Source organism: Moraxella sp., assembly GCF_030525845.1.
Classification (GTDB): Bacteria; Pseudomonadota; Gammaproteobacteria; order Pseudomonadales; family Moraxellaceae; genus Moraxella.
Genome location: NZ_JAUNDY010000032.1, coordinates 1 through 14,127, shown reverse-complemented (window position 1 = coordinate 14,127; position 14,127 = coordinate 1). Strand labels below are relative to the sequence as shown.

The following is a 14,127-nucleotide window of genomic DNA, read 5'->3' as shown; positions in this document are numbered from 1 at the left end:
TGCCAATCTCGTGGATGTACATCACGATGATGGGGCGTGATGGTTTGCTTTCTGCGACCAAACAAGCTCTACTGAACGCCAACTATGTCGCCAAATCGCTGTCAGACGACTATCCTGTGCTTTATACAGGCAAAAACGGACGAGTGGCACACGAGTGTATCATTGACATTCGCCCCCTAAAAGAAGAAACAGGCATCACAGAGACCGACATTGCCAAGCGTCTGATGGATTATGGTTTTCACGCACCGACAATGAGTTTCCCTGTAGCGGGCACGCTGATGATTGAGCCGACCGAGTCTGAGAGCATTGATGAGCTTGACCGCTTTATCTCTGCCTTAAAACAAATCAAACAAGAGGCGTTAAAGGTCAAAGCAGGGGCGGACGGTTGGACAGCCGATAACAACCCACTGGTAAACGCTCCGCACACCCAAGATGTCATCGTGGGCGAGTGGGACAGACCGTATAGCCGTGAAGTTGGGGCATTCCCCCTGCCTTATGTCAAAGCCCATAAATTCTGGCCTTCGGTAGGACGAGTGGATGATGTCTATGGCGATAAGAATTTGATTTGTTCTTGCCCTAGTATTGATAATTATGAATAATCTTTTGGGTTGTTTGTAGTTTAAGATAAAAAATACCACTCAATGAAAATTGGGTGGTGTTTTATTAGCACGCCAGAATCTAAATATTAGGGCGTGTTGAACCTTTATAACACTTTTTACAATTTGGTAATATTATAGAAATAAATTGATCGTTTTTGCATTAAAAATGGCTAAATCTTGTTTTTCATCGTCAAAAGCTCGTTTGATAGAATAACTATCAAACTTCACTTTTTCCTTGAAAAACTTACGATTTTTCTCATTTTTAATGGCAAATACAAAAGTTCAACACGTCCTAGTCAAATATAAAATTTAAAATACAGATAACATTTGTTATAATAAACACACCAAGAGATGTTGCAACTTTTAATAGATACATTAAAGGTCAGGCTTGGTTTAATTATTTTTTAAAAGTAATAAAAAGTAATTATAAAACAACGACATCTGTTTATCTTTTTCAACTTCTTTATAAGGAATAGACAGATGTCTACTTTTACCGACTACAAAGTCGCCGATATCAGCCTTGCTGAGTTTGGGCGTAAAGAAATCCGCCTTGCCGAAACCGAAATGCCTGCCCTAATGGGACTGCGTAAACGCTATAAAGACGCTCAGCCTTTGGCAGGTGCTAAGATTGTCGGCTGTATCCATATGACCATTCAAACGGCCGTTTTGATTGAGACTTTGGTGGCGCTTGGGGCAGAGGTTCGCTGGACTTCTTGCAACATTTTTAGCACCCAAGACCACGCCGCCGCCGCCATTGCTGCTGCTGGCATTCCTGTCTTTGCTTGGAAAGGCGAAACCGAAGAAGAATACGAATGGTGCCTTGAACAGCAAATTCACAAAGATGGCCAGCTTTGGGACGCCAATATGATTTTGGACGATGGTGGCGATTTGACCGCCCTAATCCACAACAAATACCCACAAATGCTTGATAAAATTCACGGTATTAGCGAAGAGACCACAACAGGTGTTCACCGCCTGATTGAAATGCTGGGCAATGGCACGCTCAAAGTCCCTGCCATCAATGTCAATGATGCGGTTACCAAATCCAAAAATGACAACAAATACGGCTGTCGCCATTCTCTAAACGATGCGATTAAGCGTGGTACGGATATGCTTCTTTCTGGTCGCCGTGCGTTAGTCATCGGCTATGGCGATGTGGGTAAGGGGTCGGCTCAAAGCCTACGCCAAGAAGGTATGATTGTCCGTGTGAGTGAGATTGACCCAATCTGTGCCATGCAAGCCTGTATGGACGGCTATGAAGTGGTGTCGCCTTTTGTGAATGGAGAACAAAATCAAGGGGTTAATCGCACTTTGCTCCAAGACACTGATTTGGTCGTTACCACCACAGGCAACTACCACGTTTGTAATAGCGAGATGTTAAAAGCCCTAAAATCCACCGCTGTGGTATGCAACATTGGGCATTTTGACACCGAAATTGACACCCAATTTATGCGTGATAACTGGAAATGGGTAGAAGTCAAACCCCAAGTTCATCAAGTGTACCGTTCAAATGACGAGTCCGATTATTTGATTTTATTGTCAGAAGGTCGCCTTGTAAACTTAGGTAACGCCACAGGTCACCCATCTCGTATTATGGACGGCTCATTTGCCAACCAAGTACTGGCTCAAATGCACCTATTTGCCGAAAAATTTGCTGATTTGCCAGCCGATAAAAAAGCACAAAACTTATATGTTAAAGTTTTGCCTAAAAAACTGGACGAAGAAGTCGCCGCCGCAATGGTGGCAGGCTTTGGTGGTGTGATGACCAAGCTAACCCAAGAGCAAGCCGACTATCTGGGCGTGGCGGTGGAAGGACCGTTTAAGTCTGATGAGTATAAATACTAATCAACCATTAACAATCAATGGGTTTGGTTAATATCAAATCCATTGATGATGATTTTAAAGTTTAAAAAAATTGACATTAATTTATTTTAACCCCACAATATGATTGATAATTTTATCACGTCCATCTACCCAAATAACATTTTTCCAAATCAAGCAATGTCCGCTTAATCTCAACCCCTCCTGTATAACCACCCAAACCACCATCGCTGGCAATCACACGATGACAAGGAACAATGAGCGAAATCAGATTTTTGCCATTGGCATTAGCACAAGCACGAAAAGCATTTGGTTTACCGATATTGGTCGCCAATTCCTTGTAGCTGATGGTTTTACCATAAGGTATGGTTAATAAATTTTGCCAAACTTTTATTTGAAAATCCGTGCCGTACGATAAATCTAGGGGAATATTAAAATCTTGACGACAACCCATAAAATATTCATCCAATTGCTTTATGGTTTGTAAAGCGGTTTTTTGATTGCCATCAATATCCCTCAAATCCTTTGGTAAAATAAATCTCGCTCGCTCATCTAATTGGTCAAATAATTTGGCGGTTTTATCATCATACCAATCAAGTGCCAATAATTTGCCATTTTTAATGGTTAGGCTTATCATGGGTAAATTTAATTCATCAGGCGGATAATAATAGGTGCTTATCATCATTATTTCATCGCTCATATCAAAAAAGCAAAAGGCGAAATAATTCGCCCTTTTACTTATTTATCCTCGCTAATGAGTGCATCCACAAACTCTTTGGGGTCAAAGGCTTGCAAATCATCAATACCCTCGCCCACGCCAATATAGCGAATGGGAATGTCAGTCGTCTGAGCCACGTTAAACACCACACCCCCTTTTGCCGTGCCGTCAAGCTTAGTGATGGTAATGCCTGTCAGTGGGGTTGCCTCGCCAAAGATATTAACCTGACTGATGGCGTTTTGACCTGTACCAGCGTCCAGTACAATCATACACTCATGTGGGGCGGTTTCGTCCGCTTTTTTCATGACTCGCACGACTTTTTCAAGCTCGTTCATCAGGTAAGTTTTGTTTTGTAGTCGCCCTGCGGTGTCAGCGATGAGTACGTCAATGCCCTTTGCCTTAGCAGACTGCATGGCATCAAAAATCACCGACGCACTGTCCGACCCCTGACCCTGTGCCACAACAGGAATGCCATTTCGCTCGCCCCAAACTTGGAGCTGTTCGGTGGCTGCCGCACGGAAAGTATCGCCTGCTGCCAACATGACAGATTTACCTTCGGCTTGGAGGCGTTTGGCAAGTTTACCAATCGTGGTAGTTTTACCCACGCCGTTTACGCCCACCATCAGTATCACAAAGGGTTTTTTGGTGGTATCAATGACAAGGGGGGAAACTTTGGGTTCCAAAATCTCCACCAACTCTTTTTTAAGAGCCTTATAAAGCGAATGCGAATAAATCAAATCGCCACGTTCGGTCTGCTCGGTTAGGCTGGTAATGATACGCTTGGTCGCTTCCACGCCAATATCTGCCACCAAAAGCTGATCTTCAACTTCTTCTAAAAGCTCATCATCAATCTCTTTGCCGCCGACCAGCACATTCATCAAGCCCTCAGAGAGGTTTTTACTGGATTTGGCAAGCCCTGCTTTCATGCGGGCGAAAAATCCGCTTTGATTGTCGCTCATAATTTCTCGCTTTTATTAACTTCATTAGAACAATCATACCATTTTTAGAAAAAAATAACAATTCATCAAAAAATGGGATAAAATACTGATTTTTTATATCAAATGTGTTACATTATTGACATGGCTGTCAATCATGATGACAAACCTAAATTTAACACGGCATTATGATGGCACCAACAACATCAAATATAGAAATAGCCACAAGGATTTTTATGAAAACTCATGCATTATCTGCCATTGCTCTTGCCACCGCCTTGCTTGTCGGTTGTGGTAACGACAAAGTTGACCAACCCACAAAAGCCGACAGCGACGCACCCACCCAAACACAAAAATCCCCAAAAACCATCGCCATTAGTGCCATCGTTGAACACCCATCACTAGATGACATCAGAAAGGGCATTATTTATGGTTTGGGCGAGCAAGGCTATAAAGAAGGACAAAATCTTACGGTCAATTTCCAATCAGCACAAGGCAATATGGCAACCATGGGACAAATTTCCAAACAGTTCGCCTCTGACAACCCTGATGTCATCGTAGCAATTACCACCCCCACCGCCCAAAGCCTTGCTGCTGCCACACAGAGCATTCCTTTGGTCTATACCGCTGTCTCTGACCCTGTTGCCGCCAAGCTCATCGATGAAAACAACAAAGCCCTACAAGATAACATCACAGGACTATCTAGCCAGTTACCGCTAGAACCACAGATTGATTTATTTACTAAAATCAAGCCTGACGCTAAACGCATTGGCTTTGTGTACAGTCCAGGCGAAGCTAACTCAGTTGTCATCAAAGAACAACTGGCAATAGAGCTACCCAAGCGTGGCATGACACTTGTCGATGTCCCAGCCAATCGTTCAAGTGATGTCGCTAATGCCACTCGTGCCCTATCTGGACGAGCTGATTTGATTTATACCTCACTAGATAATGGGGTAGCCTCTGCGATGGAAGCGATGGTTGGCGTAGCAAATGAACTAAAAATCCCCATCATTACCTCTGATGAGTTTAGCGTCAGACGTGGGGCAAGTGCAGGACTTGGGGTCAACGACTTTGACTTTGGCGTAACCACCGCCAACCTTGTCGGTCAAGTACTAGATGGCACAAAACCTAGCGACATCGAGCCTACCGTCATGAACACCCTCACACTCTACATCAGCCCGCAAAACGCCGCCAATCAAGGCGTTAGTATCAGCGATGAGCTATTAAAAGAAGCCATCAACGTAGACACCACCCCACCCAAAGAATAACATAAATTGGTGGGGCAAATTACCCAATTGCCCTACCAACCCACAGGGTCAATATCAAGCACCATCTTAACGCCCTGCACATTTGGTAAGCCAAGCACCTGACCCCACCACCATGACAGCATGTGGTGCAAGGCTGACCGCTCTTTGGATAAAATCAGCATTTGCACACGAAATCGGTTATTTTGTTTTACCATTGGGGCATCAATGGGAGCAAGCACCGCAAAGGGGTGGCTGGTAGGCAAATGATTTTTTAGGGCAATGATGGCATTTTTGGCAACATCTAATTTATAAGCCTCCGCCTGAATTAACACCGCATAAGTATAAGGGGGTAGCCCCATTAACTGACGTTCATTGAGCAGACTCTTTGCAAATCTACCATAGCCATATTTTATCAAATTAAGCAATAAGGGATTTTGTGGATTAAAGGTCTGTATCAGCACCTGACCTCTTTTTTCGCCTCTACCTGCCCTACCCGCCACCTGCATGATGGTTTGGGCGGTATGTTCAGGCGAACGAAAATTTGGCGATAAAAACCCAGCATCAGCGTCAGCGACCACCACCAGCGTAACACCAGCAAAATGATGTCCCTTTGCCAGCATTTGTGTCCCCACCAATATCATAGGCTCTCCTTTTGATATTTGCTGATAAAGCCTATTCCACGCTCCTTTTTTGGTTACGGTATCGCGGTCAATTTGTACCACAGGATAAGTTTTTGTGGAGGTTTGTGGGTTGGCAAACAGACCATGCAAACGCTCAAAAAGCTGTCCTGTACCCTGACCGAGCACTACTAAATTGGTGCTGCGACATGTCGGACAATACATCGGCATGGCAATTTGATAACCGCAATGATGGCATTTTAGGTAAGCATGATGAGCATGATTTAGGGTGCTTTTATGCACGGTTAAATGGCTGCTACACCGCACGCAGTCCGCTTGCCAGCCACACGCACCACAAAGCATGATGGGTGAGTAACCTCTCCGATTTAAAAACACCAGCACCTGCTCGCCACGTGCCAAGGTTTGGCGTATCGCCTCTACTGTCTCGTGCGACAGTTCGGTGTTTTTATACTCGCCTGCCATGTCCATGTGTTGCACCGCCCCAAGCCTCATATCCACAAGGCGAAATGTCGGTGGCAGAGCCTCGCCTGCTCGTTTGGTCAGCAAGCACTCTGTCAGCTTACCGTCAAGGGTCAGTTTTAGCTGTTCTAGGCTCGGAGTTGCCGTCCCTAGCACCACAGGAATTTGCTTTAACACCCCCACATACAAAGCCACATCACAAGCATGGTATCTTAAATGGTCTTGTTGTTTAAAACTGACATCATGTGCCTCATCAATGATAATAAGCCCTAAATCAGCAAAAGGATAAAAAAGTGCCGAACGTGTCGCAATGATAATCTTCGCCCACCCCTGCCGACACGCCTGCCAGCCAGCCAACCTTTCTTTGTCGTTCAAGGAGGAATGAAGCTCCACCATCTCCACATCAAAACGTGCCAAAAACCTCTCACGAGTCTGTGGTGTCAGCCCAATCTCAGGCACCAGTATCAACACTTGCCTGCCCTCGCCCAAAACCTTTGCCATCGCCTGTAAATACACTTCGGTTTTACCAGAGCCTGTAACACCGTGAAGCAGTATGCCCTGATAACGCCGAGCATCAATGGCGTCATTGATGGCGTTTAGGGCGTGCCGTTGTTCGTCATTGAGAGCAAGAGGAGATTGCTTAATCAGCGTCTCTTTTGGTAAATTGGTATCCACCCGCCTAACAATCAGTCCTTTTTCAAAAAAAACCGCTACATTTTTACGTGTAACACCCAACGCAACCAACCCCTCTTCGCTACTGTCTGGGTAAAGCCGAATGATGTCTAAGTCTGCAAGCTGTTTTTTGGCGGTTTTGCTGATGTTTTGTTTGATAAAATCATCGTCTGCGTGCGGACTGATGTGATAGACGTATCTTTCATGACAAATGCTCTCCCCTGCCTTGACGAGTGTGGGTAACATCACCGCCATCGTATCGCCAAGCGGATAATGATAATAAGCACACAGCCAGTTGGCTAATTTTAACAAATACGCATCAAACACAGGCTCGTCATCTAAAACCTCTACGATCGCTTTTAGCTTGTTGGGGGCGACTTCGCTGGCATGCTCATCAATATGACCCACAACAATGCCAATCAGTTGTTTAGAGGCAAATGGTACTTTGACACGCACGCCCACCGCTGGCAGCTCCCCCAAAAATGGATAGCGATAATCAAACACACGATACAGCGGAACAGGCAGAGCAACTTGTAATAACATATTTATTTAAATAAAAAAGGGCGTATACACACCCTTATTTGTTGTGATTAAAATTTATTCAATGTACAAAATCGCCTCAATCTCCACCAAAGCACCTTTGGGCAGGGCTGACACCTCTAAGGCGGCACGTGCAGGGTACGGTGAATTTAAGCGACGCTCAAAAATGGTGTTTAACTCATTAAAATCGCCCAAATCATCCAAAGAGACATTAAATTTTACCACATCATCAAGACTGCCTCCTGCTGCTTTAGCGATGGCTTCGATATTATCAAACACCTGCTCGGCCTGAGCAGCAAAGCCCTCACGCAGAGTCATGGTAGCAGGGTCAAGTCCAATTTGCCCTGAGACATAGACAGTATTGCCTACTTTGACCGCTTGTGAATAAGTGCCGACCGCCTTTGGAGCGTCATCGGTATGAATGATTTGTTTTGGCATAAAAATTTCCTAGTCTTTTTGTGGGGATTTATGTTGGCTTAGGTATGCTTTGATGTTATCCCACAAACTCATGGCAGGCTCATCAGCATACACCACACCACACGCTATGTTGTCGGCGGTCGGCGGTAGGATATTTGGCTTGGTCTTACCCAAAAAATGAGCAACATCTGCCTTTGAATTTAAATCAATCTTACAGCACACAATACACCTCCAAGCAAAAGGAAAAGATGATGAACTTACTGTTACCAAACAATACGGTTTGGCAATATTTAAGCATGATTATTTCTTTGGTATATTAAACAAATTACCCCAAATATTCAAGTGTTTTTTATTGTTAATGGCATGGGTGTTTGCGTTGTGTTTGAGGGTTAAAAGTGCTATGATGGCGTGGTTTGGAATTTTTATTTTTAAGGTGTATTTTATGAAAAAATTTAGCACTGCCCTGCTTGCTGGTGTCATCACACTATCAGGTTGTACTTCTGTGGCGGACATGGTGGGCATGGATTCTAAGACCCTTAACGCTCAGGCAGGCTCAAAATATCAACAAATCCTCCAAAAATCCAAAATTGACACCACCTCCACCACCGCCAAAACCGTCCAGCGCGCCTTTAACCGCCTAAGACCCCATGCAGACGCACTCAACACCACAGGGGTAAAATTTGACTGGCAAATGACTGTCATTCGTGAAAATACCGAAAACGCATGGGCAATGCCTGGTGGTAAAATGGCATTTTATACTGGTCTTGCCGAAAATTATGGGTTGACAGAGAGTGAGATTGCCGCCATCGTGGGTCATGAGATGGGACACGCCATCTTGGAACATAGCAAAAAACAAGTCGGAGCGACCGTACTCTCAGGCATGGCGGTACAGCTGGGAGCGGCAGCGGTGCAAGCAAGCACAGGCTACAACGCAGACATGGTCAATCTTGGGGCTAGCGTTCTACATGAATATGGTTTAGACAAGCCCTATTCTCGCCATCACGAATATGAGGCAGATGCTTTGGGCATGAAATTAATGGCAATGGCAGGCTACAACCCAGCTGATGCCATCAATGTTTGGAAAAAAATGAATGCCAAAAAAGGCGGAGGTAGCGTTGCAGGTAGTATTTTATCCACTCACCCCAGTAACGACAATCGCATTAAGGCAATGGAAAAGCTACTTCCCCAAAATCAAGCGATTTATGAAAATACCAAAGCACGCTAAACCAAACCATAAACAAAGCCCTTATTACTAAGGGCTTTTTGATGTCGGCAAAGTCATTTTGCTTTATCCAACGCCTGATTTAAATCCGCCTTAATATCATCAATATGCTCAATACCGATAGACAGACGAATCATGTCTTCACTCACGCCCGCTTTGGCAAGCTCATCAGGGCTTAGCTGTCTGTGCGTGGTGGTGGCGGGGTGGCAAGCGAGCGATTTGGCATCGCCGATATTGACAAGGCGTGTGATAAGTTCTAAGGCATCAATAAATTTTGCCCCTGCTTCCTTACCGCCTTTGACCCCAAAACTTAGCAATGCAGACGGCTTGCCATCATAGTAGCGTTTGGCAAGCTCATGCTCTGGGTGGGTGTCCAGCCCTGCGTATTTGACCCAAGCGACTTGTTCGTGGTTTTGCAAAAATTTTGCCACTGCCAACGCATTTTCACAATGACGCTCCATACGCAGAGCAAGTGTTTCAAGCCCTAGCATGATTTGCCATGCGTTCATGGGCGACAGGCATGCCCCTGTATTACGAAGTGGAGCAACTCTGGCTCGTGCGATAAACGCCAGATTACCCATGTCTTCGGCAAAGTTTACCCCATGATAGCTAACATCAGGGGTGTTGAGTAAGGGGAAACGCTCTTTATTTTTTGCCCAATCAAATTTACCGCCATCAATGATAATCCCACCCACCGAAGTGCCAGAACCGCTAATATACTTGGTCAAAGAATGAATGACAATATCCGCCCCATACTCAAAAGGCTTGCACAAAATCGGTGTGGCAACCGTGTTATCAATCACGACAGGCACGCCACGAGAATGAGCCAATTCGCTGATTTTAGCGATGTCTAGGATATTACCCAAAGGATTGCCGATGCTTTCGCCAAAGACGAGTTTGGTTTTGTCATCAATCAAATCCAGCAGACTCTCAGGGTTGTTATAATCAAAAAACCGCACTTCAATACCCTGTCTTGGCAAGGCATGAGCAAATAGGTTGTAAGTACCGCCATACAAAGTAGAGACAGAGACAATGTTATCCCCCGCTTCACACAACGTCTGTATGGCATAAGTAATCGCCGACATTCCAGACGCCACGCACAGCCCCGCCACGCCACCTTCTAAGGCACTCATGCGAGCTTCCAATACGGCATTGGTGGGGTTCATGATACGAGTGTAGATGTTGCCTGCTACTTTTAAATCAAACAAATCCGCTCCATGCTGAGTGTTGTCAAAAGCATAAGAACTGGTCTGATAAATCGGCACAGCAACCGCCTTTGTGGTGGGGTCAATCTCATAACCTGCGTGAATGGCTAAGGTTTCTGGACGATAGTTTTGGGTCATGTTACACTCCTTCGTGTTGTGATTGTTGGTTTTGTTATCATATCACATCAATCCCAATCCAAAAAGTCTTTTTTAACTTCTCTTAGCGTGATTAGGTTTTGGTGATGATTGTTATAATTATCAAAAACTTGCTTAATAATATCTGCCACTTGCCGAGAATGCAATTTTTTAATACTCGAATTGTCAAACCAAACTACAATAAAACTCAATCAGAAAGATTAGCTTATTTTCTTAATTTTTTATTTTAGCCTTTGGGAAATTAACTTGTTCTTTACCCATCTTTATTCTCCATTTATAAAACAATTAACCGCCATTTCAATGACGGTTAATTGTTTTAAACAATCAAATTAGCAATCACAAATCCTGCAAACGATACACATCAAATGGCAACGCTGTTTCATAAGCATCGCACACCGCACGACCTGCGTTGAGCGTGGTGGCAATCATGATTTTGCTTTGTAGAGTCTCACGGCGGATCGGGAAAGAATCTTCCAACGCCTGCTTACCTTCGGTGGTGTTAATCGCAAGGTGGACTTGCCCATTCTTCATCATATCCACGATGTGTGGACGACCTTCGCTGACCTTGTTCACTCGCTCACACGCAATGCCCGCCTGTGTGATGACATCATGCGTACCACCTGTCGCCACCAGATTAAAGCCGTAGCTTGCCAAACGTCTAGCAACATCCACAACCCCTGCTTTATCGCTATCACGCACCGAGATAAAGACGGTTTTGGTCTCGCCTGCCTGCGGTAAGCCTGTCAAACGGTCGCCAGAACCAAGCGTGGCTTTGTAGTACGCTTCCCCAAAAGTTTTGCCAATACCCATGACTTCGCCTGTGGACTTCATTTCAGGGCCAAGAATGGGGTCTACACCTTGAAACTTAGCAAAGGGGAATACTGCTTCTTTGACTGAGAAGTGTTTTGGCACGATTTCACTGGTAAAGCCTTGCTCTGCCAATGTTTGCCCTGCCATACAGCGAGCGGCGATTTTGGCAAGTGATTGACCGATACATTTTGAGACAAACGGCACGGTGCGAGACGCTCTTGGATTGACTTCTAGGATATAAATGTCATTACCCTTCACAGCAAATTGGACATTCATAAGCCCCACCACACCAAGCTCTTTTGCCATTGCAATCGTCTGTCGTCTCATTTCATCTTGAATGTCAGCACCCAATGAATAAGGTGGAATGGAACACGCCGAATCGCCAGAATGGACACCCGCCTGCTCAATGTGCTGCATAATGCCGCCAATGACCACATCTTTGCCGTCCGACACGCAGTCCACATCCACTTCAATGGCATCATCAAGGAATCGGTCAAGTAGTACAGGCGAATCGTTAGACGCTTGCACCGCATCACGTAGGTATTTTTTAAGCTCTTCTTCATTATAGACAATTTCCATTGCCCGACCACCAAGCACATAAGACGGACGCACCACGAGCGGATAGCCGACTTTGCTTGCTTCACGAATGCCTTCATCGGCGGATTTGACAATGCTGTTATTTGGCTGTTTTAAGGAAAGTTTAATAATCATCTGCTGGAATCGTTCACGGTCTTCGGCACGGTCAATCGCATCTGGACTTGTGCCAATAATCGGCACGCCTGCTTCTTCTAGGCTTCTGGCAAGTTTCAAAGGCGTTTGACCGCCATATTGCACAATCACGCCTTTTGGCTTTTCCACACGCACGATTTCAAGCACATCTTCTAAGGTTACAGGCTCAAAATACAAGCGGTCTGACGTGTCATAATCGGTAGAAACCGTCTCTGGGTTACAGTTTACCATAATGGTTTCATAGCCGTCATCACGCATGGCAAGGGCGGCGTGTACACAGCAATAATCAAACTCAATGCCTTGTCCGATACGGTTTGGACCGCCACCGATGACCATAATTTTGTCTTTTTCGCTTGGGTTTGCCTCGCATTCTTCATCATAAGTAGAATACATATAGGCGGTGTTGGACGCAAATTCAGCCGCACAAGTGTCCACTCGCTTATAGACGGGATACACGCCAAGCTCCCAGCGTTTTTTGCGGAATTGTTTTTGGCTAATGCCCATTAAATTGGCAATGCGTAAATCCGATAAGCCTTTGCGTTTTAGGCTGTACACAAGCTCGCTGGTTAAATCGCCCACGCCCAGTGATTTGACCTCATTTTCGGTTTTGACAATGTCTTCAATTTGCACCAAGAACCAACGGTCAATCTTGGTTAATTCAAACACTTCATCAAGGCTAAATCCGTGACGGAACGCCTCTGCCAAATACCAAATGCGTTCAGGCGTAGGAATGCTTAGGCGGTTTTTGATTTCAGAAACAATGGCGTTGGCGGATTTGCCTTCCAAATTCATCACTTCATTAAAGCCTGTTGCCCCTGTTTCGAGTCCACGCAAGGCTTTTTGTATAGATTCTTGGAAATTGCGACCGATTGCCATTACTTCGCCAACCGATTTCATTTGCGTGGTCAAAACAGGCTCGGCTTGTGGGAATTTTTCAAAGTTAAATCTAGGAATTTTGGTCACGACATAGTCAATAGATGGCTCAAAAGACGCTGGCGTGATACCGCCTGTAATGTCATTTTTAAGCTCGTCCAAAGTGTAACCCACCGCCAATTTTGCCGCCACTTTGGCAATCGGAAAACCTGTTGCTTTACTGGCTAGTGCTGATGAACGGCTGACACGAGGGTTCATTTCAATGACGACCATTCGCCCATCTTTGGGGTTGATGCCAAACTGCACATTGGAACCGCCTGTTTCCACACCAATTTCACGCAAAACCGCAATGGACGCATTTCGCATGAGCTGATATTCTTTGTCGGTCAAGGTTTGAGCAGGGGCAACGGTGATTGAGTCGCCTGTATGCACGCCCATTGGGTCAAAGTTTTCAATGGAACAGACGATGATACAGTTGTCGTTTTTGTCTCGCACGACTTCCATTTCGTATTCTTTCCAGCCGATTAACGATTCATCAATTAAAAGCTGGTGTGTTGGCGATAAATCAAATCCTCGCTCACAAATTTGTAAAAATTCTTCTTTATTGTAGGCAATACCACCACCACTGCCACCCATTGTAAAGGAAGGACGGATAATTACAGGAAAACCAAATTTGGCTTGAATTTCAAGGGCTTGCTCCATTGTTTCGGCAACGCTAGCTCGTGGACATTCTAGCCCAATTTTACGCATTGCTTCATCAAAAAGTTTGCGGTCTTCGGCTTTTTCAATGGCTTCTTTGGTCGCCCCAATCAGCTCCACGCCATATTTTGCCAAAACACCATGCTCATCTAAGGCTAAGGCACAGTTTAACGCCGTTTGTCCGCCCATTGTTGGCAACACCGCATCTGGGCGTTCTTTTTCAATGATTTTGGCAACGGTTTGCCAAGTAATCGGCTCAATATAAGTGGCATCTGCCATTGACGGGTCGGTCATAATGGTGGCTGGGTTGGAATTGACCAAAATCACACGGTAGCCTTCTTCACGCAAGGCTTTGCACGCTTGGGCTCCAGAATAGTCAAATTCACA

Annotated in this window: 10 protein-coding genes and 1 pseudogene; 4 read left to right on the top strand and 7 right to left on the bottom strand. The window is 45.1% G+C overall.

Translation table 11 applies throughout. The features are described from left to right. Positions 1-599: pseudogene (locus Q4B79_RS09105) on the top strand (glycine dehydrogenase (aminomethyl-transferring)); the annotation flags it as partial. A gap of 480 nt (positions 600-1,079) precedes the next feature. Continuing rightward, positions 1,080-2,444: an adenosylhomocysteinase gene (gene ahcY, locus Q4B79_RS09100; protein WP_303086105.1), complete on the top strand. Its 1,365-nt coding sequence runs from the start codon at positions 1,080-1,082 to the stop codon at positions 2,442-2,444. A 115-nt stretch (positions 2,445-2,559) separates the two neighbouring features. Here the strand turns inward: ahcY and Q4B79_RS09095 are convergent, their stop codons facing one another. Beyond that, positions 2,560-3,105: a methylated-DNA--[protein]-cysteine S-methyltransferase gene (locus Q4B79_RS09095; protein WP_303086106.1), complete on the bottom strand. Its 546-nt coding sequence runs from the start codon at positions 3,103-3,105 to the stop codon at positions 2,560-2,562. A gap of 53 nt (positions 3,106-3,158) precedes the next feature. After that, positions 3,159-4,097, bottom strand: coding sequence for a signal recognition particle-docking protein FtsY (ftsY, locus tag Q4B79_RS09090; RefSeq protein WP_303086104.1), 939 nt, complete (start codon positions 4,095-4,097; stop codon positions 3,159-3,161). 212 nt (positions 4,098-4,309) lie between these two features. Between ftsY and Q4B79_RS09085 the strand changes: the two genes are divergently transcribed. After that, positions 4,310-5,341, top strand: coding sequence for an ABC transporter substrate-binding protein (locus Q4B79_RS09085; protein ID WP_303086103.1), 1,032 nt, complete (start codon positions 4,310-4,312; stop codon positions 5,339-5,341). Between the two features lie 32 nt (positions 5,342-5,373). On the opposite strand, the gene Q4B79_RS09080 is transcribed toward Q4B79_RS09085, so the two are convergent. The 3 genes from Q4B79_RS09080 to Q4B79_RS09070 are packed head-to-tail and all read right to left on the bottom strand — an operon-like array spanning position 5,374 to position 8,268. Then, the gene (locus Q4B79_RS09080) at positions 5,374-7,632 is read right to left on the bottom strand and encodes a primosomal protein N' (RefSeq protein ID WP_303086102.1); all 2,259 of its coding nucleotides are present in this window, start codon (positions 7,630-7,632) and stop codon (positions 5,374-5,376) included. Between the two features lie 54 nt (positions 7,633-7,686). Beyond that, on the bottom strand, positions 7,687-8,067 hold the full coding sequence (locus Q4B79_RS09075) for a RidA family protein (protein ID WP_303086101.1): 381 nt from the start codon (positions 8,065-8,067) through the stop codon (positions 7,687-7,689). A 9-nt stretch (positions 8,068-8,076) separates the two neighbouring features. Beyond that, on the bottom strand, positions 8,077-8,268 hold the full coding sequence (locus Q4B79_RS09070) for a hypothetical protein (protein ID WP_303086100.1): 192 nt from the start codon (positions 8,266-8,268) through the stop codon (positions 8,077-8,079). A 220-nt stretch (positions 8,269-8,488) separates the two neighbouring features. Between Q4B79_RS09070 and Q4B79_RS09065 the strand changes: the two genes are divergently transcribed. Continuing rightward, positions 8,489-9,271, top strand: a complete 783-nt coding sequence (locus Q4B79_RS09065) for a M48 family metallopeptidase (protein ID WP_303086099.1) — start codon at positions 8,489-8,491, stop codon at positions 9,269-9,271. A gap of 53 nt (positions 9,272-9,324) precedes the next feature. Here the strand turns inward: Q4B79_RS09065 and Q4B79_RS09060 are convergent, their stop codons facing one another. Together Q4B79_RS09060 and carB are read right to left on the bottom strand one after the other, a co-directional pair. Beyond that, positions 9,325-10,611, bottom strand: coding sequence for an O-acetylhomoserine aminocarboxypropyltransferase/cysteine synthase family protein (locus Q4B79_RS09060; RefSeq protein WP_303086098.1), 1,287 nt, complete (start codon positions 10,609-10,611; stop codon positions 9,325-9,327). 354 nt (positions 10,612-10,965) lie between these two features. Next, positions 10,966-14,127, bottom strand: a 3,162-nt coding sequence (gene carB / locus Q4B79_RS09055; RefSeq protein ID WP_303086097.1) for a carbamoyl-phosphate synthase large subunit, incomplete at its 5' end; no start/stop codon positions are given.